At 69.3% G+C, this 22,781-nt stretch carries 22 protein-coding genes; 10 read left to right on the top strand and 12 right to left on the bottom strand.

Annotated features, from left to right (window positions below; all coding sequences use genetic code 11):
* Nucleotides 1-5: 5 nt before the first annotated feature.
* The 10 genes from QTH86_RS07495 (at nucleotide 6) to QTH86_RS07450 (ending at nucleotide 10,959) form a co-directional block, all read left to right on the top strand.
* On the top strand, nucleotides 6-938 hold the full coding sequence (locus QTH86_RS07495) for a hypothetical protein (protein WP_286645300.1): 933 nt from the start codon (nucleotides 6-8) through the stop codon (nucleotides 936-938).
* Between the two features lie 39 nt (nucleotides 939-977).
* Nucleotides 978-1,754 carry a DUF3108 domain-containing protein gene (locus QTH86_RS07490; RefSeq protein ID WP_286645301.1) on the top strand — a complete coding sequence of 259 codons (777 nt, stop codon included), beginning with the start codon at nucleotides 978-980 and terminating at the stop codon, nucleotides 1,752-1,754.
* A gap of 96 nt (nucleotides 1,755-1,850) precedes the next feature.
* Nucleotides 1,851-2,966 carry a fatty acid desaturase family protein gene (locus QTH86_RS07485; protein WP_286645302.1) on the top strand — a complete coding sequence of 372 codons (1,116 nt, stop codon included), beginning with the start codon at nucleotides 1,851-1,853 and terminating at the stop codon, nucleotides 2,964-2,966.
* Nucleotides 2,939-3,985 (top strand): diacylglycerol kinase family protein, encoded by a 1,047-nt coding sequence (locus QTH86_RS07480; protein ID WP_286645303.1) that lies wholly within the window; start codon nucleotides 2,939-2,941, stop codon nucleotides 3,983-3,985. The genes QTH86_RS07485 and QTH86_RS07480 overlap by 28 nt, the downstream gene beginning before the upstream one ends.
* Nucleotides 3,982-5,754 (top strand): ABC transporter ATP-binding protein, encoded by a 1,773-nt coding sequence (locus QTH86_RS07475; RefSeq protein ID WP_286645304.1) that lies wholly within the window; start codon nucleotides 3,982-3,984, stop codon nucleotides 5,752-5,754. Before QTH86_RS07480 ends, QTH86_RS07475 begins: the two co-directional genes overlap by 4 nt.
* Nucleotides 5,751-6,698 (top strand): lysophospholipid acyltransferase family protein, encoded by a 948-nt coding sequence (locus tag QTH86_RS07470; RefSeq protein ID WP_286645305.1) that lies wholly within the window; start codon nucleotides 5,751-5,753, stop codon nucleotides 6,696-6,698. The genes QTH86_RS07475 and QTH86_RS07470 overlap by 4 nt, the downstream gene beginning before the upstream one ends.
* Before the next feature lie 94 nt (nucleotides 6,699-6,792).
* Entirely contained in the window at nucleotides 6,793-7,113 is a 321-nt protein-coding gene (locus tag QTH86_RS07465) for an ArsR/SmtB family transcription factor (protein WP_286645306.1), read from the top strand.
* A gap of 20 nt (nucleotides 7,114-7,133) precedes the next feature.
* A complete protein-coding gene (locus QTH86_RS07460) occupies nucleotides 7,134-7,634 on the top strand; it encodes an arsenate reductase ArsC (protein ID WP_444813796.1) in 501 nt (166 codons plus the stop codon).
* A 58-nt stretch (nucleotides 7,635-7,692) separates the two neighbouring features.
* The gene (locus QTH86_RS07455) at nucleotides 7,693-8,979 is read left to right on the top strand and encodes an arsenic transporter (protein ID WP_286645308.1); all 1,287 of its coding nucleotides are present in this window, start codon (nucleotides 7,693-7,695) and stop codon (nucleotides 8,977-8,979) included.
* 258 nt (nucleotides 8,980-9,237) lie between these two features.
* Nucleotides 9,238-10,959 (top strand): M30 family zinc metallopeptidase, encoded by a 1,722-nt coding sequence (locus QTH86_RS07450; RefSeq protein ID WP_286645309.1) that lies wholly within the window; start codon nucleotides 9,238-9,240, stop codon nucleotides 10,957-10,959.
* A gap of 45 nt (nucleotides 10,960-11,004) precedes the next feature.
* Here QTH86_RS07450 and QTH86_RS07445 read toward each other — a convergent pair whose 3' ends face one another.
* From QTH86_RS07445 to QTH86_RS07390, 12 genes are all read right to left on the bottom strand, one after another.
* Nucleotides 11,005-11,709, bottom strand: a complete 705-nt coding sequence (locus QTH86_RS07445; RefSeq protein ID WP_286645310.1) for an ABC transporter ATP-binding protein — start codon at nucleotides 11,707-11,709, stop codon at nucleotides 11,005-11,007.
* Complete coding sequence (locus QTH86_RS07440) at nucleotides 11,696-12,478, bottom strand: ABC transporter ATP-binding protein (protein ID WP_286645311.1); 783 nt, start codon at nucleotides 12,476-12,478, stop codon at nucleotides 11,696-11,698. The genes QTH86_RS07445 and QTH86_RS07440 overlap by 14 nt, the downstream gene beginning before the upstream one ends.
* On the bottom strand, nucleotides 12,475-13,527 hold the full coding sequence (locus QTH86_RS07435; RefSeq protein WP_286645312.1) for a branched-chain amino acid ABC transporter permease: 1,053 nt from the start codon (nucleotides 13,525-13,527) through the stop codon (nucleotides 12,475-12,477). The genes QTH86_RS07440 and QTH86_RS07435 overlap by 4 nt, the downstream gene beginning before the upstream one ends.
* Nucleotides 13,524-14,396, bottom strand: a complete 873-nt coding sequence (locus QTH86_RS07430; RefSeq protein ID WP_286645313.1) for a branched-chain amino acid ABC transporter permease — start codon at nucleotides 14,394-14,396, stop codon at nucleotides 13,524-13,526. The genes QTH86_RS07435 and QTH86_RS07430 overlap by 4 nt, the downstream gene beginning before the upstream one ends.
* A gap of 45 nt (nucleotides 14,397-14,441) precedes the next feature.
* Nucleotides 14,442-15,605 carry an ABC transporter substrate-binding protein gene (locus tag QTH86_RS07425; RefSeq protein ID WP_286645314.1) on the bottom strand — a complete coding sequence of 388 codons (1,164 nt, stop codon included), beginning with the start codon at nucleotides 15,603-15,605 and terminating at the stop codon, nucleotides 14,442-14,444.
* 53 nt (nucleotides 15,606-15,658) lie between these two features.
* Nucleotides 15,659-16,288, bottom strand: coding sequence for an SRPBCC family protein (locus tag QTH86_RS07420; protein WP_286645315.1), 630 nt, complete (start codon nucleotides 16,286-16,288; stop codon nucleotides 15,659-15,661).
* Nucleotides 16,278-16,805 (bottom strand): (2Fe-2S)-binding protein, encoded by a 528-nt coding sequence (locus QTH86_RS07415; RefSeq protein WP_286645316.1) that lies wholly within the window; start codon nucleotides 16,803-16,805, stop codon nucleotides 16,278-16,280. The genes QTH86_RS07420 and QTH86_RS07415 overlap by 11 nt, the downstream gene beginning before the upstream one ends.
* A complete protein-coding gene (locus tag QTH86_RS07410) occupies nucleotides 16,802-17,623 on the bottom strand; it encodes an FAD binding domain-containing protein (RefSeq protein WP_286645317.1) in 822 nt (273 codons plus the stop codon). The genes QTH86_RS07415 and QTH86_RS07410 overlap by 4 nt, the downstream gene beginning before the upstream one ends.
* Complete coding sequence (locus QTH86_RS07405; RefSeq protein WP_286645318.1) at nucleotides 17,620-20,007, bottom strand: xanthine dehydrogenase family protein molybdopterin-binding subunit; 2,388 nt, start codon at nucleotides 20,005-20,007, stop codon at nucleotides 17,620-17,622. The genes QTH86_RS07410 and QTH86_RS07405 overlap by 4 nt, the downstream gene beginning before the upstream one ends.
* A gap of 67 nt (nucleotides 20,008-20,074) precedes the next feature.
* Entirely contained in the window at nucleotides 20,075-21,049 is a 975-nt protein-coding gene (locus tag QTH86_RS07400; RefSeq protein ID WP_286645319.1) for an isopenicillin N synthase family dioxygenase, read from the bottom strand.
* Between the two features lie 17 nt (nucleotides 21,050-21,066).
* Entirely contained in the window at nucleotides 21,067-21,822 is a 756-nt protein-coding gene (locus QTH86_RS07395) for an SDR family NAD(P)-dependent oxidoreductase (protein WP_286645320.1), read from the bottom strand.
* A 283-nt stretch (nucleotides 21,823-22,105) separates the two neighbouring features.
* Nucleotides 22,106-22,615: a MarR family winged helix-turn-helix transcriptional regulator gene (locus tag QTH86_RS07390; RefSeq protein WP_286645321.1), complete on the bottom strand. Its 510-nt coding sequence runs from the start codon at nucleotides 22,613-22,615 to the stop codon at nucleotides 22,106-22,108.
* Nucleotides 22,616-22,781 lie beyond the last annotated feature (166 nt).

The following is a 22,781-nucleotide window of genomic DNA, read 5'->3' as shown; positions in this document are numbered from 1 at the left end:
ATGACGTGACCGATGACCTGCGCGCGCTGATCGACGACGAGCTGCGGCGCGCCGTGCCGCCCGCCGTCGTCACGCTGGCCGAGCGGCTGGCCGCGCGCGCGCAGGGCGGGGCGGCCGCCGTGCTGTTCTACGGCTCGGCCCTGCGCGACAGCGCGCTCGACGGCGTGCTCGACTTCTACGTGCTGGTCGACCACGTCGGCGACTGGCCGGGCTCGTGGCTCGCGGCCTGTGCCAACCGCGTGCTGCCGCCGAACGTCGGCTACCTGGAGGAGTCGGTCGCCGGCCGCAGCCTGCGCGCCAAGTACGCGGTCATGACGGTCGCGCAGTTCCGGCGGGCGATGTCGGTGCAGCGCATCGACACCACCCTGTGGGCCCGCTTCTCGCAGCCCTGCGCCTGCATTCATGCGCGCAGCGAGGCCGACCGGCTCACCATGCGCGATGCGGTGTGCGATGCGGTGGTGGCCGCTGCGCATTGGGCGGCGATGCTCGGGCCGCTGCGCGCCGAGCCGGTCGCCTTCTGGCGCGCCCTCTATGCGCGCACCTACGCGGCGGAGTTGCGGGTCGAGCGCAGCACGCGCGGCGCAGACCTGCTCGCGCACGACGGGCCGCGCTATGCGCGCCTGCTGCCGTTGGCCTGGGAAGAGGGCGGGCTGGCCTTCACCACGGCGCCGGGCGAAGTGGCACCCGTGCTGGCGCCGGACGAACGCACCACCGCCGAGCACCGCTGGCGCAGGCGTCGCCGGCTGGGGCCGGTGCTGAACCTGCTGCGGCTGCTGAAGGCGGCGCTGACCTTCGACAACGCCACCGACTATGTCGCGTGGAAGGTCGAGCGCCACAGCGGCTACAAGATCGAACCCACCCCCTTCCAGCGGCGGCATCCGTTGCTGGCGGCGCCGGGCATCTACTGGCGGCTGCGACGCCGCGGCGTGCTGCGCTGATGCGCTGAGAATGGGGGGATCTTTCCCGCCTTCTCGCCCATGCCTTTCTTTCCCCTGCGTTTTTCCCGGCATCGCCTCTGGCTGTGCACGGCGGTCCTGCTGGCCTCGGCCTCCTTGGTCGCCTCCGCCGCCGAACCGAGTACGCCGCCGGCGCGCGACGCCGAGGCCAAGGTCTACCCGACCCGCATCGCGCGCTCCTTCACCGTGCTCTATCAGATGCAGCGCGGTGGTATCCGGGGCAGCGGCGAGTTCGTCTGGAAACGCACGGGCGATGCCTACGAGGCGCACCTCAAGGGCACGGTCGCCGGCCTGGCGCTCATCAACTGGGCCAGCCAGGGCGGCTTCGACGCCGCGGGCGTGGCCCCCGGCAGCTACGTGGAGAAGCGCCTGGGCAAGTCCGCGCGGGAGGCGACCTTCGTGCGCAGCGAATCGAAAATCGATTTCTCGGGCTCCGCCCCGGACATCCCGCTGGTGCCGGGCGCGCAGGACCGCGTGAGCTGGCTGGTGCAGCTGCAGGCCATCCTGACGGCGGACCCGGCCAAGGCGAAGGCCGGCGGGCGGGTCGTGATGCCGGTGGTGGGCGTGCGCGGCCGAGCCGAAACCTGGATCTTCGAAGCCGCGGGTGCCGAGACGGTCAAGACCCCCGCGGGCAACCTGCGGACCCAGAAGCTGACACGCGTGCTGCGCCAGCCCGACGACACGCGGGCGGAGGTCTGGGTGGAGCCGGCGCGGCAGTTCCTTCCGGTGCGCATCCGCCTCACGCTGCCGCCCTTCGACGCGCCGCTCGACATGACGCTGGCCGACGTGAGCGGATAGCCGTCTTCCTGCAGAACGCTGCGGAACTGGAGCCCCCGCCGGGGGCTTCCCGCAACCGGTATGCTTTAGCCCCCTCCCGATTCCTTCCGCAGAGCCGTGACTGCCACCTCCACCCCCCTTGAACGGGCTCCCGCCGCCTCAGCGGCTGCACGAAATTTCGCATGGCGGGGGCAGGCGCGCGCGCTGATCGACGACCTGTTCGAACGCTCACCGGCCATCTACTGGACCGACTTCCTGCTCAGCACGGGCATCGGCTGGGCGTTGACGGCCGTCTATTTCCTGGCGACGCCCTGGAGCGCCGTGCAGATCGCCGCGTTCGTGGTCGCCAGCCTGCTGTTCTTCCGCTCGGGCACCTTCATCCACGAGATCATCCACATGCCGAACCAGCAGATGGTGTGGTTCAAGCGGGCGTGGAACCTGTTGCTGGGCATCCCGTTCCTGATGCCGTGGATCATGTACAGCAACCACATCGAGCACCACAACCACCGCCGCTTCGGCACCCCGTCGGACGGCGAATACCTGCCGCTCGGTTCGTCGCCGGTGAAGGAAACCCTCAAGTACCTGGCGCAGGCTCCGCTCCTGCCGCTCTTCATGGTGGTGCGCTTCGGCGTGCTGGGGCCGCTGTCGTGGCTCCACGGCGGACTGCGCCACTGGGTGCTGACGCGCGCGTCGGCGGCGGTGTCCAACCCGTACTACAGCGAGCGCTTCCCCAAGCGCTTCGAGAAGCACCTGAAGATCGTCGAGGCGCTGTGCTTCGCGTACATCATGGCGCTCGCCGTGCTGGTCTGGCGCGACGTCATCAGCTTCAAGCACGTGGCCATGGGCTACCTGCTGCTGGCCTTCACGCTGGGGCTGAACTGGGTGCGCAACCTGGCGGCGCACCGCTACGTCAACGACGGCACGCCGATGGACCTGGCGGGGCAGGTCGAGGAATCCATCAACATCACTGGCCAGACCTGGCTGACCATCGCCTTCTTCCCGGTGGGCCTGCGCTACCACGCGCTGCACCATCTCTTCCCGGCGCTGCCGTACCACAACATGGACGAAGCGCATCGCCGCCTGATGCAGAACCTGCCGGCGGATGCGTCCTACCGCATCACCAACCGCGACAGCTTCTTCGCCGCCGTGCGCGAGCTCTGGCAGTCGGCCCGGCAGACGCCGCACGAGCAGTCGGCGATGCGCGCTTGGCTGCCGCGGTCCGGCCGATCTTGAACGCCGAGGTGCCCGGGCTGATGCCCGTGTTGGAGTCGCTCGACGCACTGGCGACCGTTTCGATGCCGCCGTGCCTCATCGTCAACCCGTTGAGCTTTCGCGCGTCACGCGGCTTGGCCGAGCAGGCGCAGGCGCTGGCGAAGGCGCAGGGCGCCGAGGTGGTCGTGGTGGACGGTCCCGCCTCGCTCACCGCCGCGGTCGACGCCATCCTGGCCCGGCGCCAGCGCCACGTGATGGTGCTGGCCGGCGACGGGACCGTGCGCGCGGTCATCGACCAACTGGCCAGCCTGCCCACGGGGGCCTGGACGCCGGACCTGCTCGTGCTGCCCGGCGGCCGCACCAACCTGACGGCCGCCGACCTGACACCGGGTATCGACGCGATGCGCCTGCTCGAGCGCGGGCTGGCCGCCGTCGCGGACAAGCGCTGGGATGCCGCTGTCGTCGAGCGCGCCACGCTGTGCATCGAGCAGGGGCCGGCACCGGCACGCCGCGGCCTGTGGGTGGGCGCGGCGCTGATCGACGGCGTGATCCGCCGCACGCACGCCCACCGCATCGGTGGTGACGGCGCGCTGCGCACCGGCCACCTGAGCACGCTGTCGTCGTTGCTGCGCCTGGTTTGGCTGGCATTGCGTGGGCGTTCCGGCCTGTCGTGCCCCGAACTGCGCATCGATGCCGGTCCGCTGGGCCGCTTCGAGGGCAAGGTGAACCTGCTGCTCGCGACCACGCTGCAGCACCGCCAAGGCCTGTTCGACCCGTACGCCACGCGCGCCGATGGCGGCATGCGCCTGACGGCCGTGTCGCGCCATGCCAGCCGCTTCTACCGCTCGCTGCCGCGCCTGCTCACGGGGCGTTTCTCGCGCGCGATGGACACGGCCCACGGCTTCCTCAGCGGCGGCTGTGCGCAGGTCGAGATCACGGGCCTCGGCGGCTATTCGCTCGACGGCGAGGCCTACGACACCGACCCGGCGCGCCCGGTCGTGATCCGTCGCGGCCCCTCTCTTCGGTTTTTTGCCGCATGAGCGGCGAGCCCATCGACGCCGTGACTGCCGCTCGCGCCCGCGGCGCGGTGCCCATGATCGCCGCCTTCGTGCGCGCCTACCCCGGCCGCAGCCTGGCCGCGCTCGCCGCGGTCTTCGTCGCAGGCCTGCTCGATGGCCTCGGCATGTCGATGCTGCTGTCGATGCTCACGCTCACGACCGCCGGCGACCCGGGCCGCAAGCCGTCGATGCCCGAGCAGGTCGCCACGCGCATCGCCGACGTCCTCGGCCTGCCGCCGACCGCGCCGGTCATGCTCACGCTGGCGATCGCGCTGATCGCGCTGCGCGCCGGCCTCACGCTGGTGGCCAACAAGCAGGTCGGCTACACGGTGGCGCACATCGCCACCGACCTGCGCCTGGCGCTGATCCGCGCGGTGATGGGCGCGCGCTGGAGCCACTACCTGCAGCAGTCGGTCGGCCGGCTGTCGAACGCGGTCGCCACCGAGGCGCAGCGTGCCTCCGAAGCCTTCCAGTACAGCGCCGAGATGGCGGCGATGCTGCTCAATTCGCTGATCTACATGGGCATTGCCCTCGCGATCTCGTGGCAGGCGGGCGTGGCCACGGCGATTGCCGGCGGCCTGCTGCTGACCTTGCTGCACACACTGATCCGCAGTTCGCGCCGTGCGGGCCAGCACCAGACGCAGTTGCTCACCTCGCTACTGTCGGCCATCGGTGCGCAGCTGGCCGCGGCCAAGCCGCTGAAGGCGATGGCACGCGAGGACCACGTCGATGCGCTGCTGTCGGACCAGATGAAGCAACTGCGCCGTGCGCTGCGCCGCCAGGTCGTCAGCCGCGAGGCGCTCAGCGCGCTGCAGGACCCGCTGCTCGCCATCATGGTCGGCACCGGCTTCTTCCTGAGCCTGGTGGTGCTGAAGATGCCGCTGGCGTCGGTGCTGGTCATGCTCTTCCTGCTGGCGCGGGTGGTGAGCTACCTCTCCAAGACGCAGCGGGCCTATCAGCAGATCGTCGTGCGCGAGAGCGCCTATTGGGCCCTCATCGACGGCATCGACGCCGCGCATGCGCAGGCCGAGCCGAAGGGCGGCGACCGTACGGCGACGCTGTCCGACGGCATCGCGTTCGACGGCGTGCGCTTCCGCCACGGCGACGGCCGCCTGGTGCTCGAGGACGCGTCCTTCACCATCCACGCGCGCGAGCTGACCGTCATCGTCGGCCCCTCGGGCGCCGGCAAGACCACGATGCTCGACCTGGTGGTCGGCCTGCTGGAGCCGGAGGCCGGCAGCGTGCGCGTCGACGGCGTGCCGATGCCTGAACTGGCCCTGCGCCCCTGGCGGCGGCAGATCGGCTACGTGCCGCAGGATTCCGTGCTGGTCAACGAATCCATCGCCTACAACCTCGCGCTCGGCGAGCAGGACCTGAGTGAGGCCGACCTGCGCGATGCCCTGCGTGCCGCCGATGCGCTCGACTTCGTCGACGCCATGCCCGAGGGCCTGCAGACGCGGGTGGGCGAGGGCGGATCGCGCCTGTCCGGCGGCCAGCGCCAACGCCTGGCCATCGCGCGGGCGTTGGTGCACAAGCCCAGCCTGCTGGTGCTCGACGAAGCCACCAGCAGCCTCGACGCCGAGGCCCAGGCCGTGGTGATCGACACAGTGAAGCGCCTGAAGGGCAGCCTGACGATCCTGGCCGTGGCGCATCAGGGCCTGCTGATCGACGCGGCGGACCGGATCTACCGGCTGGCCGATGCGCAGGTGAGCCTGGTGCGCGGTCCGCAGGAACCAGAGGTGGCCGCGTGAGCGACGCGGAACGCCCGGTCGACTTCGGCCGCCGCCTGCGGCGCGCCCGCCGTCGCGCGCTCTTCCTCGGCTTGCGCACGCTGCTGCGCGTGGCCGGCTTCCAGCGCGTGCGCCTGCTCGGCCAACTGACGGGCGCGCTGCAGTACCGGCTGGCCTGGCGCCAGCGCCGGCGCATCGCGCACGACATGGCGCTGGCGCTGGGCAAGCCGCCCGGCGACCCGTCGATCGCGCCGCTGCTGCGCGAGGCCTACCGGGTGAACAACACCGCCGTGCTCGAGATTCTGGCGATGTTCGACCAGCGCCAGGACGAGGACATGCTCATCGCGCGTTGCGAGGTCGACGGCCTCGCGCACCTGCGCACCGCCATGGCCGGCGGGCGCGGCGCGATCCTGCTGGCCACGCACATGGGCAATGCGGCGCTGCTCACCATCCAGTTGGCCCGCGCCGGCTGGGGCGTGAGTGTGGTCTACCGCGAGGCGCGGATGATGTCGGCGGGCCTGCTGCAGAACGGGCTCGAGCAGTACGGCATCGAAGGCATCCTTGCAAACACCGGCCTGCGCGCCTATGCGCAGATGGTGTCGGCGCTGAAGCAGGGCCGCATCGTTTTCGTCATGATGGACCAGGGCGTGCAGCAGGCCGAGACCGGGCTGATGCAACGCTTTCTGGGCAAGGACGCCGCCATGCCGGCCGGCCCCGCGCAGCTCGCCCGCGCGGCGCGTGCGCCGCTGCTGCCGGTGGCCACGACGGCGGCCGAGCCGGTCTGGCGCTTCGAGATCCAGCCGCCGGTGCCCTTGGGTCAGGGGTCACTGGCGTCGGATGTCGAGCGCCTGGTTCAGCTCACCGAACAGCAGGTGCGCCAGCATCCGCAGCTGTGGAGCTGGCATCACCGCCGCTGGCGCAAGCTGCCGCTGGCCACCACGCCGCCGCCCGTCGCGTCTTCCTGACGCGGCCTTCTGACGAAGCCCCATCGGGCTTGCTTTCGGTGAGTTCGACTTGCTGCTGTCATCTAAAATTCAATCATTCGACTATGATTGGATAATGGAAACAAATGAGGCTGTCCGTGCGCTGGCCGCGCTTGCCCAACCCCTGCGGCTGCAGGTCTTCCGGCGTCTGGTGGTCGCCGGTACCGACGGCATGACGCCCGGGGCGCTGGTCGAGGCCCTCGGTGTCCCGAGCACCAGCCTCTCGTTCCACCTCAAGGAGCTGACGCATGCCGGCCTCGTCACGCAGGAGCGCCAGAGCCGCAATCTCATCTACCGCGCTGCCTTCGACCAGATGAAGGCGCTGCTCGGCTACCTCACGGACAACTGCTGCCAGGGCGAGGCTTGCATGGCCTCGGACGGCTCCCTTCGTTGTTGATCTCCACCAACCCACCGACCATCATGACCGACACTCCCCACAACGTGCTGTTCATCTGCACCGGCAACTCCGCGCGTTCCATCCTGGCCGAAGGCCTGCTCAACCAGTTGGGGGGCCGCCGGTTCAAGGCCTTTTCCGCCGGTAGCCATCCCAAGGGCGCCGTGAACCCGCTGGCACTCGAAACGCTGCGGACGCTCCACATCGAAGACCGCGGCTACAGCAGCAAGAGCTGGGACGAGTTCGCCAAGGAGGGCGTTGCGCCGATGGACTTCGTGATCACCGTCTGCGACCAGGCCGCGGGCGAGATGTGCCCGGTGTGGCCCGGCCAGCCGATCACCGCGCACTGGGGCCTGCCGGACCCCGCCGCGGTGGAAGGCACCGAGGAAGAGAAAAAGCGGGCCTTCATGGACACGGCGGTGACGCTCAAGCGCCGCATCGAGTTCATGCTGTCGCTGCCGATGGACAAGCTCGAGCGCATGGCCATCCAGCATGAAGTGCGCGAGATCGGGACCCGCCGGTGACGATGATCGTCCTGATCCTCCGCACCCACGAGAAGCGCGCCGTGTGCGATCAGACCCCATGCTGACGGCCATCCTCATTTTCATCTTCACGCTCGTCCTGGTCATCTGGCAGCCCAGAGGCCTGGGCATCGGCTGGAGCGCGTCGCTGGGCGCCGTGATCGCGCTGATCTTCGGGGTTGTGCAGCTGAGCGACATACCGGTGGTCTGGGGCATCGTCTGGAACGCCACCGCCACCTTCGTGGCCGTGATCATCATCAGCCTGCTGCTGGACGAGGCCGGCTTCTTCGAATGGGCGGCATTGCACGTCGCGCGCTGGGGCGGCGGCCATGGACGGCTGCTGTTCGCTTTCATCGTGCTGCTCGGCGCGGCCGTGTCGGCCCTGTTCGCCAACGACGGTGCCGCGTTGATCCTCACGCCGATCGTCATGGCGATGCTGCTGGCCCTCGGCTTCACGCCCGCCGCGACGCTGGCCTTCGTCATGGCCGCGGGCTTCATCGCCGACACCGCCAGTCTGCCGCTGATCGTCTCGAACCTGGTGAACATCGTCTCGGCGGACTTCTTCAAGATCGGCTTCGACGACTATGCGGCCGTCATGGTCCCCGTGAACATCGCCTCGGTGCTCGCCAGCCTCGTGGTGCTGATGCTGTATTTCCGGCACGGCATTCCCGCCACCTACGACGTGGCGCAGCTCAAGCCGCCGAGCGAAGCGATCAAGGACCGCGCCACTTTCCGGGCAGGCTGGGTGGTGCTGGCGCTCCTGCTCATCGGCTTCTTCGGCCTGGAGCCGCTGGGCGTGCCGGTGAGCGCGGTGGCCGCTGTCGGCGCTGCGCTGCTGCTGGCCGTGGCGGCGCGTGGCTCGGTGATCAGCACGCGCAAGGTGCTGCACGGCGCGCCCTGGCAGATCGTGATCTTCTCGCTCGGCATGTACCTGGTGGTCTACGGCCTGCGCAACGCGGGCCTTACCGACCGCATCGCCGGGCTGCTGAACATCTTCGCGCAGAGCGGCGTCTGGGGTGCGGCGATGGGCACCGGCGTCCTCACCGCGCTGCTGTCGTCGGTGATGAACAACATGCCGACGGTGCTGATCGGCGCGCTGTCGATCGACGCCTCTTCCGCGACCGGCGTGGTGAAGGAGGCCATGATTTATGCCAACGTGATCGGCTGCGACCTCGGCCCGAAGATCACCCCCATCGGCAGCCTGGCCACGCTGCTCTGGCTGCACGTCCTGGCCAGGAAGGGCACCACCATCACCTGGGGCTACTACTTCCGGGTCGGCATCGTGCTCACCGTGCCGGTGCTGCTTGTGACCTTGGCCGCGCTGGCGATCCGCCTGGGTTTCGCCTGAAGGGCCGGCGGGCTCCGGGCATCGAACCGGCCCGGTCTTCGCAAATAGCCGCGCGGATGCGCATTTCTTCCTGAAAGTGCGGACTGCCGCGCGCCGTCGCCTGCCTGGCGCGGCCACGCCCTCAAGGTTCACCGATCGCTGCCGATAGCTGGGTCATGCCACGCGATCGGGCCGCGGCCTGCAGAGCTTTCTTGCTATCTCTGTTCACGCTGTCCCGGCGCCTCACACGTACGGACTTCGCCGAACAAGGAACAGCTCATGCCTTGCAGAACCCCCAACGCCCTCTTCGGCGCGATCGCATCCCTGGCTGCGGCCGCCATCCTCGCGGCCTGCGGCGGTGGAGGGGGCGGTGGTGAGGGGGGCGCGGCTGGCACCGCAGGCGCGAGCGCGCCACCGGTGGCCGCCATCGACACGCCGTCGCCGCTGACCGCGGCCTGCACCGACTGCGGTGCGGTCGACGGCAGCACCTATGCCGGTGCCGGCACCGGCGTGTGGCAGGTCTCGAACGCCGGGTCGCTGGCGAAGGACTTCCCCCTCGCCATCAAGGGCCTGACCGGCCAGCTCGTGACCCTGGTCTTCACCAACGAATCGGCACAGGAAGTCGCGATGCCGTCGCTGCAGATCCTGTCGTCGTCGACCACGCTGGCGCCGACCCTGAGCAAGACGATGGCTGGCGGCGGCGACAGCGCCGACGCGGGCACGGCATTCAACGCCGACGTGGCCAACTTCAACCGCGACGGCTTCGCCCGGCTGCTGAGCACGCCGACCGCGGCGGCCGGCGTCGCCGCGAAGCTCTCCGCGCTGTCGGCCCCGACAGCGCCGGCCGCCACCTACACGGTGGGGCAGCAGCGCACCGTGTACTTGCTCGACCGGTCGCAGCGCACGGTCCGGCTCGCGGGCCAGCGCGCCACCGGCGACGGCACGGTCGTCAACGTGTGGGTGGAGACGAGCGAAATCGACCCGGCGCGCGTGTCCGCGACGCTGAGCGACCGCGTGCGCGACGCCTTCGCCGGTGCCGGCGGCATCTACGACATGCTGGTCAAGGTCGGCGGCCCGCTGTGGGGCCCGCACGGGCACACCGAGCTGCTGCCCGGCAGCGGCCAGCCGATCGACATCTTCCTCGTCAACTTCGACCGCAACGCCCAGCCCTACGGCATGGGCGGCTACTTCTGGGGCCTGAACAACTTCAAGACGGGCGCGGGCCAGCTGGCCTACAGCAACGAATCGCTGAGCATGTACATGGACACCGAGACGATGTACCTCGACGGCGAACGCGGCCTGCGCCAGGTGGTCACGGCGCTCGCGCACGAAGGCATGCACATGCAGAACTTCTACCGCCGCAGCGTCAGCATGGGTTCCCAGTTCGCCTTCGACGACTGGCTCGAGGAGATGTCGGCACTGATGATGGAAGACTGGGCCAGCTACGCGCTCGACACCAGCCACAACGCCATCCGCGATGCACGCCTGCCGTATTACCTGAACTACCGCGGCAGCGGCAGCTACAACTGCGAGCTGACCCGCTGGGACCCGATGGGCACCGTGTGCGAAAGCTACGCCGTGGTCGGCTCCTTCGGCGGCTACCTGAACCGCCAGTTCGGCCTGGGCTTCTTCCAGTCGGTGTTGCGCAGCACCGGCCTGACCGACTCGGCCGCCGTGCTCGAGGCCGCGATCAAGGCCCAGCGCCCGGATTCCGGCATCGGCCAGGAACTGCGCCGCTTCTCGTCCGCCGCGGCCGGCCTGGTGCCGTTGAGCGCCGGTGTCGCCGGCTACAGCATGCCCATGCGCAACGACGACGGCCTGCAACTGGTGGCCATGGACCCCGCGGCCCTCGGCGAGTCGGGTCGCGGCTTGCCGGCGGCGGTCCCGTCGACGCTGAAGGGCTTCGCGAGCTTCCCGGTGTCGCGCTTCCGCCTGACCGGCAGCTACAAGGAAACGGTGCGTGTGCCGCCGGGCAGCACGCTGACGGTGGTCATCCGCTGAGCCGATGAGGCCCTGGCGGGATGGTCAGCACCGGAGAACGGCCATTCACCCGCCCAGATAGGCCCGACGGATCGCCGGGTCGGCCAGCATGTCGGCCGCGGTGCCGTCCTTCACGATGCGACCGTTCTCCAGCAGGTAGGCGCGGTCGCACATTTCCAGCGCGGCGTAGGCGTTCTGCTCGACCATCAACACCGTCACACCTTCGCGGCGGATCTCCAGGATCAGGTCGAAGATCATCTCGACGAAGTTCGGTGCGAGGCCAAGCGAGGGCTCGTCGAACATCACCAGCCGCGGACGCGCCATCAGCGCACGTGCGATGGCCAGCATCTGCTGCTCGCCGCCCGACAGCGTCCCGGCCGCCTGCTTGATGCGCTCGCGCAGGCGCGGGAACTTGTCGAGCAGGCGCTCCATGTCGTCGCGCGCGCGCTGGCGGTCGGTGCGGCGGTAGGCGCCCATCTCGAGGTTCTCGCGCACCGTGAGCTGCGGGAACACCCGTCGGCCTTCGGGGCAGTGCGAGATGCCGCGGTCGATGATCGTCGCCGGCGTGGCGCCGGACACGAGATGGCCGTCGAAGTGGATGGTGCCGCCGGCGAGCGGCTCCAGGCCGTTGATGGCGCGCAGCGTGGTCGACTTGCCGGCGCCGTTGGCACCGATGAGCGTGACGAGTTCGCCTTCGCGCACATGGAGCGAGATGCGGTCGACACCGGTGGTCGCGCCGTAGCGGACCGAAACCTGATCAAGCTTGAGCACGGCGCAGTCCTGACCCGAGGTAGGCGCGGATCACTTCGGGATCCTGCTGGATGGCTGTGGGAATGCCGGTCGCGATGAGCCGGCCGTGGTTGAGCACCACGATGTGGTCGGAGATCGACATCACCATGTGCATGTCGTGCTCGACCAGCAGCACGGTGATGCCGCGGTCGCCGATGCGCCGCACGGTCGCCTTGAAGGCTTCGGTCTCCGAGGGATTCAGGCCGGCGGCGGGTTCGTCGAGGAGCAGCATGCGCGGCCTGGCCGCCAGCGCAAGCCCGACACCCAGCACCCGCTGTTCGCCGTACGACAGGCTCGACGCGAGCTCGTCGGCGCGCGACTGCAGCCCGAGAAAATCCAGCATCTCGCGCGCCTGTTCGCACAGTGCGGCTTCCTCGCGCCGGAAGCCTGGCGTGCGCAGCAGCGTCTTCCACAAACCGGCACGGCCCTGCAGGTGCAGGGCCGTGAGCACGTTGTCGAACACGGTGCAACCGGCGAACACGCTGGTGCGCTGAAAGCTGCGCACCAGACCGCGCTGGGCGATGCGGTCGGGCGACAGACCGACGATGTTCTCGCCAAAGAGCATGACCTGCCCGGCGGTCGGGCGCATGTAGCCGGAGATCACGTTGAAGGTTGTCGTCTTGCCCGCGCCGTTGGGCCCGATCAGGCTCACGATCTGCCCGGCCTCGACCGAGAAGCTGAGCTGGTCGACGGCAGTGAGGCCGGCGATCTGCATGGTGACGTTCGACAGCGTCAGAACGGGGGAGCTCATGCCGGTTCGCTCTCTGCCGCGGAAACGTGCGCGACCCTGGGCGTGCGCCGCGCTGCCACCCGGCGCTTCAGCGCGCCGGCCGCGGGAACGATGCCCTTGGGCAGAAAGATCAGCACCAGGATCATCAGCGCGCCATAGATGATCCATTGCACCTCGGGCGCCAGCACGCCGCGCAGCACTTCCGGTAGCAGCCCGAAGAGCAGTCCGCCGATCACCGGCCCGGCCAATGTGCCTTTGCCGCCGACGATGACCATGATGACCATCGTGACGGTGAACATGAACATGAAGACGTCCGGGTCGATGATGCGCACCGTGTGTGCGTACAGGCCGCCCGCCGCGCCGGCGATGCCGGCTGCGCCCACGGCGGCGATGCGCAGGAAGCGGGTCACGTCGATGCCGATGGAGCGCGCCAGCGTCTCGTTCTCGCGCAGCGCGATCATCGCCCGGCCGAGCCGGCTGGTGACCAGCGCGGCCACCAGCAGATAGGCCGCCACGGCGGCCGCGAGCACCAGCCAGTAGATCGATGCCTTGGTCGCGATCGGCAGCGTGCCGGTGCCCGGCAGCCACAGCGTGAGCGGCGGGATGTTGTTGAGCGCCATCGGGCCTTCGGTCAGATCGACCCAGTTGAGCGCGACCATCCGCATCACCTGCGCGAAGCTGATGGTCACGATCACGAAGTAGGCGCCGCGCACCCGGAAGGCGATGCGGCTGACCAGCCAGCCGAACAAGCCCGCCACCAAGATGCCGCTGGCGAAGGCCAGCCACACCGGCTTGGGCGCGACCACCCACGGCGTGCCGGTGCCGAGCAGGTCGACGTCGAAGCCCAGCGACATGAGGGCGCTGGTGTACGCGCCGATGCCGAAGAAGGCGACGTGCCCCAGGCTCAGCTGGCCGGTGAAGCCCAGCAGCAGGTTGAGGCTGATCGCCGCGATGATGAAGATGCCGCAGGAAGCCACCACCGACAGCATGTACGGATCGGGCCACAGCAGGGGCAGCACAGCGAGTGCACCGACGCATGCCACGAAGCCGAGTTGTTTCTGGCGGCTCATCCGATGCGCTCCTTGCCGGTGAAGAGGCCTTGTGGGCGAACGATCATGACGAGCAGGATCACGAGAAAGCCGATCGCATCGCGGTAGGCCGTGGAGATATAGCCAGCACCGAACTCTTCGACCAGCGCCAGCGCGAAGCCACCAAGCGCCGCGCCCGCCAGGTTGCCGAGTCCGCCGAGGATGACGATGGCGAAGGCCTTCAGGTTCGCCAGGTCGCCCATCGTGGGGCTGACCACGAACACCGGCGCCAGCAACGCACCGGCGACGGCCGCCAGGCAGGAGCCGAGCGCGAAGGTCGCGGTGTAGATGCGCGACACGTCGACACCGACGATGCGCGCCGCATCGCGATCCTGGAAGGTGGCGCGCATCGCCAGACCGAAGCGGGAGCGTTCGATGAGCAGGTAGAAGACGCCCAGCAGAACCAGCGCCGTGCACAGCACGAACAGGCGGATCGGTGACACCGACACCTCGCCCCACACCAGCGGCTCCTGCGAGAACGGCGAGGGCACGGCCTTGGCGACGCCACCCCAGGCCAGCAGCTCGGTGTTCTGCATGATGAGCATGGTGCCGATCATGATCAGCATCACCTCGTCGATGGAGCCCAGGTCACGCCGGCGCAGCAACACGTATTCGATCAGCGCGCCCATCACCAGGCCGGCAATGGCCGCGAGGATCAGCGAGCCGAAGTAATTGAGGTCGAACACCGACACGGCGGCATAGGCGACGTAGCCGCCCAGCGCGTACAGCTCGCCGTGCGCGAAATTGACCACGCGCATGATGCCGAAGATCAGCGTCAGGCCGATGCCCAGCAGCGCGTAGGTGGCCCCGAGCACGAGCCCGTTGAGCAGATGTTGAAGGAATTGATCCACCGTGTGTTCCAAGAGCCGGGCAACGGCGTGCCCGGCTGGTTGTGCTTACTTGACGGTGACCGCGCCGTCCTTGAGTTCGACGACGTAGATGTTCGGCTCGGCCTGGCCGCTCTCCTGGCCGGCAGGGCCTTCCTTGCCGAAGGCGATGTCGCCGTTCACGCCCTTGAGCTTGACCTTCCACAGCGCATCGCGGATGGCGGCCGGCTCGGCCTTGCCGGCGACCTTGATCGCCTCGGCGATGGTCAGGATTGCGTCGTAGCCGCGGAAGCCTTCGGTCTGGCCGGCGAAGTCGAGCTTGCGTGCGTTCCAGCCATCGACGAAGTCCTTGGCCACGTCGGGGTACTTGGCGCGTTCGACGGCCCACGGTGCGAAGAACAGCAGGTGCTGGCTGGCGTAACCCTTCGGGCCCGGCGTCTTCAGCAGCGGTTCCGGGAAGGAGCCACCGGTGGTGATCAGGCGCTGACCGAGGCGCTGCTCGCCCGCCTGGCGGATGGCCAGCGTGAGCTGCTCGATGCCCGAGGTGACGATCAGCGTGTCGGAGCCGGTGCCCTTGAGCGCGGCAAGCTGGGCCGACAGATCGGTCGCGTCGGGCGCCATCGTCTCGGTGCGGCCCACGGTGATGCCCTTGGCTTCCAGCATCTTCTTGAACTCGGCGGCGGCGCCCAGGCCCCAGTCGTTGTTGACCGACAGGAAGTCGACCTTCTTGATCGCCGGGCTGAACGACGCCAGCTGCTTGCCGAAGGCCAGGGCCTCCATGGCCGACGTCGGGCTGGTGCGGAAGATCCACGGGTTGCCCGAGGTGGTGATCTTGCCGGACGAGGCGGTCTCGACCACCATCGGCACGCCGTATTCCATGAGCTTGGGCATCACGGCCAGCGTGAAGGTCGAGCTCCAGGCGCCCATCATCACCGGCACCTTGTCCTTGAGGATCAGCTTCTCGGCCGAGTTGACCGCTTCACGCGGGTTCGACTTGTTGTCCTCGATGACCAGCTCGATCTGCTTGCCGAGCACGCCACCCTTCTTGTTGATCACGTCCGCCGCGATGCGCGCGCCGTTCGTCACGTAGTTGCCGGAGGCCGCGACCGCGCCGGTGAGCGGTTCCGACACACCGATCTTGATCGTGTCCTGCGCATGTGCGGACAACGCGGTCAGCGCCGTGAAGGCGGTGGCGCCAGCGATGGCGGCCCAGGTCTTGGTACGGATCCACATGGTTGATTTCCTTGGAGAGGTGGGGGACGTGAGAGGAACGGAGAAGAGCGAAGTCAGGGCCTCGAGGCGCCCGGCCACAGGCTGCGCAGCCATGCCTTGAGCAGGCTCCACAGGTCGATGGCGTTGTCGGTGGGGCGGGATGCCGGGACGGTGGCAGAGGCCAGGGGCGCGTGGCCGGTGGCGGCGCCGTCTTCGGACGACGCCGCAACGCAAGGCGCGGCCTGTGGCAACCGTGCCTGCAGCTGCTCGGCGAACTGTCGGCTCAGCTGGTCGGCCAGCGCGCGCACGATGCCTTCGCGGCTGAACTGCGCGAGCGCGCCGGTGATGGTGAAGTCGACCGTCAGCGCGACGCGGGTGGATCGCGCGTCGTCTGCATCCGGTTGCACCGAGAAGCGGGCCTCGCCTTTGATGCGGCTGCTGGTGCGGGTGTCGACCGCGCTGCCAGCGAAGCTGCCGGTGCGTGCGGTGTCGTCGAGCGCGATGCGGCCCTGGCCGGCGAAGGCCGCGGCGATCGGGCCGAGCTTTACCTTGAAGAGGAGCGGCACGCTCTGGGCGTCGGCGGGGGTGCCGGCGGGGTCGATCGAGGCGCCGGGCAGGCAGTCGACGAGCAGTTCGACATCGTGAAAGGCCGTCCACACCGGCTCGATCGGGGCGGCGAGCGTGAAGGCTTGCTCAAGCTGCATGGCGGAGCCCTTCGGTGTCGCCACGCGCGCGAAGCACGCACTGGATGGCCTTCACGATGCCGGCGTAGCCGGTGCAGCGGCACAGGTTGCCCGCCAGTTCGTCGCGGATGCGTTGCTCGTCGGCCTGCGGCAGCCGCAGCACGATGTCGCGGGCCGTCATCAGCATGCCGGGCGTGCAATAGCCGCACTGCAGCGCGTGCTCGGCCGAGAAGGCGTCGCGCAGCTGCGCCATCACGGCGTCGTCGTCGAAGGCTTCGAGCGTGCGCACCCGCTTGCCTGCGAAGCGCGTCGCCGATTGCAGGCAGGCGCGTTGCGGCGCACCGTCGACCTCCACCGTGCAGGCGCCGCACACCCCGTGCTCGCAGCCCAGATGGGTGGCGGTCAGTCCGCACTGCTCGCGCAGCGCGTCGGCCAGGTGGGTGCGGGGCTCGACCGTCATCGCGTACGCGCGTCCGTTGATGTCGAGCGTGATGCGCGCCTCGCGCACCGCCGGGAATTCGAGATTGACAGCCGTCATCGGGGTGTCTCCATGTCGTTGAGCGCGAGCCGCAGCATCTCGGCCAGCAGCGCGCGGCGGGTGTCGTCGAGGCCCTGGCCGGCGTCGTCCAGTAGCGCTTGGCGCCGTGTCATGTCGGCGGTGAGGTCGTGCAGCAGACCGGCGCCCTCGAAGACGCGGGGCGCGCCGTCGAGTGCACCCAGCACGAGCCGCTCCGTGCCGTCGGCCGGATCGATCAGCGCGCCGACCGTGGCGTGCGAGAACTCGCCGGTCTTGCGGCAGAACTTGCGGTACGACCAGCGCGCGGCTGGCGAGCGGCGCGGCACGCGCACGCCGAGGAGCAGTTCGCCGTCGGTCAGCTGGGTCTCGAAGGCGCTGGTCATGAAGCTGGCCGCAGGGATGTCCCGTCGGCCCGCTTCACCGGCCACCGCCACCGTGGCACCGAGCAGCGGCAGGCAGGCGACCCAGTCGGCCGCCGGGTCGGCGTGGCACAGGCTGCCGCCGATGGTTCCGCGGTTGCGCACGGCGCGGTAGGCGATGCTGCGGGCCACGAAGGGCATCAGGCCGCCGCTCGGGTCGGGCACGTGGCCATCCTCGATGGCGGCATGGGTCGTCATCGCGCCGAAGAAGACGTGGTCGGCGGCCTCCTTCACGTCGCGCAGTTCACTGATGCCGTCGAGGTCGACCAGCGTCTCGGGCTGGGCCAGACGCAGATTGAGCATCGCGCCGAGCGACTGGCCGCCCGCGACCGGCTTGAAGCCCCAGCCGCCGTCGCGCAGCACCGAGGTCGCAGCATCGACCGATGCGGCCGCCTCGAAAGCGTAGGCGACGGCCTTCATGCGGGTGCTCCGGTGCGCGCGGCTGCGAGCGCGCGCAGCACGCGCTCGGGGCTCGCGGGGCATTCGGTGAGCTCGGCGCCCAGCGCATGCAGCGCGTCGTTGACCGCGTTGACGATAGCCGCCGGTGGGGCGATGGCGCCGCCTTCGCCGATGCCCTTCTGGCCGAACAGCGTGAGCGGGCTCGGCGTTTCCATGTGGACGATCTTCAGCGGCGGCATCTCGCCGGCGCCGGGCATCAGGTAGTCGGCCAGGGTCGAGGCCAGCGGCTGGCCTTCGCCATCGAAAGGCATCTCTTCGTACAGCGCGGTGCCGATGCCCTGCGCCAGGCCGCCGATCAGCTGGCCTTCGACGATCTGCGGGTTGAGCAGCACGCCGCCGTCCTCGCAGATCGCGTAGTCGAGCAGGGTCACGCGGCCGGTGGCGATGTCGACTTCGACCGCGCAGGCATGGCAGGCGTAGCTGAAGGTGCCGGTGTCGGGCGCGGTCTTGTAGCCCACCACGACCTCCAGGCCGGAAGGGTCGATGCCCAGCGGGATCTTCTGCGGCGCGCGGTACCAGGTGCGCGCGATCTCGTCGAGCGCCAGGCCCGGCGAATCGGGCATGCCGATGCGTCCGCCTTCGACCCGCAGCGATGCGGCCGGCACGCCGAGCAGCGCCGCAGCGATCTCGGTCATCCGTGCCGCCAGCGCCTGGCAGGCCGTGCCGACTGCGCCGCCGGCCATGACGGCGCAGCGCGAGCCCCAGGTGCCGGTGGAGTAGGGCGAGTTGGCGGTGTCGCCGTGCTGCACGCGAACGCGGTCGATGTCGATGCCCAGCACCGTGTGCGCCACCTGCGCCATCGAGGTCTCCATGCCCTGGCCATGCGAATGCACCCCGAGCCGGATCTCCAGGATGCCGTCGGGCGTGAAGCGCGCGGCGCACTGCTCGTAGCCCGGCACCATCGGGATGCCCCAGCCGTGATAGACCGAGGTGCCGTGCGCGCCTTGCTCGCAGAACACCGCCAGGCCCAGGCCGATGCGCTTGCCGGCCGCTGCCTTCGGCTGCCGTTCGCGCCAGGCCTGCCAGCCCAGCGCCTCGACGGCCTGGGTCATGGCCGCGAGGTAGTCGCCGGAGTCGAAGTACTTGTTCGTGATGTTGGTGTACGGCATCGCCGATGCAGGCACCAGGCTGCGGGCGCGCAGTTCGTAGGGTTCGATGCCGAGTTCGCGGGCCGCGGCGTCGAGCATCAGCTCCAGCGCGAAGCAGACGCCGGTGCGCGCCACGCCGCGGTACGGCAGGATGGGCGGCTTGTTGGTCGCGACCGAGCGGGTGCGGCAGACGAAGCGGTCCATCCTGTACGGGCCGGGCAGGATCGAGCCGATCTGTGCGGCCTCGAGGCAGGCGCTGAAGGGGTACGACGAGTGCGCGCCGGAGTCGACCATGGCGTCGCAGTCGATGCCGACCAGCCGGCCGTCTGCTTCGACCTCGACCGCGATGTCGTAGGCATGTTCGCGGCAGTTGGCATTGGCGCCCAACTGCTCGCGTCGGTCTTCCAGCCAGCGCACGGGGCGGCCCAGGTGGCGCGCCAGCCAGGCACAGCAGATCTCCTCGGGCAGCAGCAGGCCCTTGTAGCCGAAGCCGCCGCCCACGTCGGGTGACACCACGCGGATTTGCCCCTGGTCGAGGCCCAGGCATTCGGCCAAGCCGGTGCGGTTGATGTGCGGCACCTGCGCCGCCGAATACATCACCAGCTGGTCGAGCCGGTGGTCCCACCAGCACAGCACGGCGCGGCCTTCGAGCGGCATCATGCATTGGCGTGAGGTGCGCAGGCGGCGGCGCACGGTGCGTGTGGGCTTCTGCGCGGCATCCGCAGCGACGGCGCTGCGCTCGGTGTTGGTCTCGGCGAAGACGTTGTCGCTCCATTCGTCGTGCACGCGCGTGCCCGAATCGACGGCGCCTTCCATGCTGGCCAGCACCGGCAGATCGATGTAGTCGACCATCACCTGCGCGGCGATGTCCTCGGCGCGGGCGCGGGTCGGCGCCACGCAGGCCGCCACCAGCTCGCCGACGAAACGCACCTTGTCCCTGGCCAGCGGATGCTGCACCGAGCGCTTGAAGCCGGGCAGTGCGGACGCGGCGAGGATCGGCTGCACGCCGTGCAGGTCGTCCATCGTGTAGACCATCGACGCCAGCCCCTCGGGCTTGTCGATGCGGCCGAGCCGGGCATGCGCCACGGGCGAGCGGACGAAGGCCACGTCGAGCATGTCGGGCATGCGGATGTCGCCCACGTACTGGCCACGGCCGAGCAGCAGGCGGCGGTCTTCCTTGCGGCGCGGGCTGCCGCCGATGCCTTGGTCGGCGTCGGCCGGAAGCACCAGACCGGCCGGTGGGGTGCGAGCGTTCATCGGTCGCTCCTCTGGAGAAGTGGGGTGTGCCACATATTGATATCGTGTTGTCTAGGCCGCGACGTGCTCAGACGCGCGTGCGCCGGTACTGCTGGTCGCGGTACTCGCCCGACAGCACCGGCGGGTATTTCGCCTGGCCTTCGGGCGCGATGCATTCGACCAGCGCGTCGTAGTTCGGATGGTGGAAGAAGGCCAGCGAGATGCGCTGTGCCGCCGGGCCGCTGCCGGGCGGCGGGTTGACCACGCGGTGCACGTTCGACACCCAGCGGTCGTTGGTCCAGCGCATCAACAGGTCGCCGATGTTCACGACGAAGGTGTCGGGGGCGGTCTCGACGCGCAGCCACTGCCCGCCGCGCGTCTGCACCTCGAGCCCGCCAGGCGTGTTCTCGCCGTTGAGGATGGTCAGCAGGCCGTAGTCGGTGTGCGGGCCGGCGCGCATCTGGCCGGCCAGCGGCGCTTCCTGCTGCGCGGGGTAGAAGTTCAGGCGCATCGCGGTGATGTGCCGGTCGATCTTGTCTTCGAAGAAGTCTTCGTCGAGCCCGAGCGCCAGGGCGGCGAGCGACATCATCTGGCCGGTGAGCCGTTCCATCTCGGCGTAGTACACGGCAGCCGCCGCGGCGAAGCCGTCGGGCCGCGCCGGCCAGCGGTTCGGGATGAAATAGCGCTGGCCCGTCTCGCCGGTGTAGTAGGGCGTGTCCGGCCAGCTTTCGCGGCCGAAGTGGTAGTACTCCTTCAGGTCGCCCGGCGCGTCGCCGGCATTGCCGCGCGACAGCGCGTCGAAGCCCAGCGCGCGGTAGCCGCGCGGCACCGTGACCCTCTCGGGCTCGGCGCGGCGCTTCTCGTCCAGTGGCAGATTGAAGAAGGTGCTGGCGTGGCCGCGCAGCGTGTCGATCAGCGCGAGTGGCACGCCATGGCCCGTGATCGTGAAGAAGCCGATGTCGGTGCAGGCGGCCTCGATCTCGCGCGCGACGCGCAGGCGCTCGGCGCGGTTGCCCTGCAGCGCCGGGGCGAGGTCGATCACGGGAATGGTGGTGTCGGGCATGGCAGCAGGCTCGGACATCAGTGGAAGTACGCGCCGCCGTCCACCACCAGCGTCTGGCCGGTGATGAAGGCCGACTGTGCGTCGGCGAAGAATTCGATGGCGCCCACGAGGTCGGCCGGGGTCATGTCCCGGGCGAGCACTCGGTTGCGCATCGACGGCTCGCGCACGCCTTCGACCAGCGTCGGGTTGCGGTGGACGCCGTCGCTCAGCGTGAAGCCCGGCGCCACGCTGTTGACGAGGATCTGGTAGCGGCCGAGCTCGGTGGCGAGCGCCCGCGTCAGCGAGATCACGGCGCCCTTGCTGGCCACGTAGTGCGCCATCCAGGGGTTGCCCTTGAAGGCTACGCCCGAGGAGATGTTGACGATGCGGCCGCCCCCGGCGCGCTGGAAGGCCGGCAGCACCGCCTGGCACATCAGGAACACGCCGATCACATTCACGTCGAACACCTGGCGCCACTCCTGCGGCGTCAGCTGCTCGAAGGGCTTGGGTTCGAGCGTCGAGTAGATGCCGGCGTTGTTCACCAGCACGTCGATGCGGCCGTGGCGCGATTCGGTGGCCTGCACGGCGGCACTCACCTGCTCGGGCGACGAGACGTCGAGCGCGACACCCGTCACCTGCAGGTCGCGCGCTGCCAGCCTGGAGGCCGCTTCTTCGGCGCCGCTGCGGTCGGCGATGACGACCCGCGCGCCCCGCTCGGCCAGGCGCTCAGCCGCGGCGAAGCCGATGCCGATGGCAGCGCCCGTGACGATGGCGACAGAACCTTGCAGACCCATGAGACCTCCGGTGGCGGACACCCGTGGCAGAAAAGCCGCGGACCCGTGGGCTTTCAAGCAACGTCCATGCCACTAGCAGCTTGCGGTATCTCTTGTCCTTGCGTTGCGTCAATATCCAGGCGAACGTGTGGCTCGGCGCATGAGATTCACGGTCACATGGAAGCTTGTCAGCGTCTCGCGGCGTGCGTGATGCACCGTATCGGTGGCATGCCGCGCATGAATGGGGCATGCCACCTATTGTCGATGCAAAGCGGGACTACGCGTTGCCGGCTTCCGATGAGGCTCAGCGCAGCCGCAGGGGTGCCACGCTCTTGTGGTTGTTCGCTTCCACCAGCCGAATCAGCTGCAGCATGAACAACTGCCGCTCGGCTGCAGGCAGGTGTTCGATGGTGCGGTCGTGGGCGCGCTGGGCTGCGGCTTCCATGCGGCGAACCATCGCCTTGCCCGTGCGACTGAGCTTGACCAGCTTCACGCGCTTGTCCTGCGCCGACTGGTTGCGCTCGATGAACTCGCGGCTTTCCAGGCGGGGCAGCACCTCGGCGACCGTGGTGCGTTCGAGGCCGATCTCCATCGCCAGGGTGTTCTGGTCCATCTCGCCGTGCTCCGCGAGGGCGGTCAGCAGGCTGTACTGCACGGGCGTGATGTTGAAGGCCTTGGTTTCTTCGGTGAAGAGGCCGCTGTGGATCTGATGCAGCCGGCGGATCAGGAAGCCCGGGCGGGCGAACAGCATCGAGCGTTCCTGCGCGGCCTGGAGTTCTGCCTGGATGGTCTTGCTCTTGGTTTTCTCTGTCATCTGAAGACGTGCGCAGCGTTGAGCGGCTTGGGCCGCATCCCGGCCCCGCGGAAGGGCGGGGCTGCGTGTCAGTTTAGCGGGCATACCGCATATCGGCTGCACGGTCGGCCGGTTCCGGGGTGGCACGAAACATGCGGCATGCCACCTATCTAATTCCTCAGAACCC

Origin of the sequence: Variovorax sp. J2L1-78 (assembly GCF_030317205.1) — a bacterium.
In the GTDB taxonomy this organism is placed as follows: Bacteria; Pseudomonadota; Gammaproteobacteria; order Burkholderiales; family Burkholderiaceae_C; genus Variovorax; species Variovorax arabinosiphilus.
The sequence above is the reverse complement of the archived record's forward strand: the minus strand, read 5'-3'. Positions and strand labels throughout refer to the sequence as shown.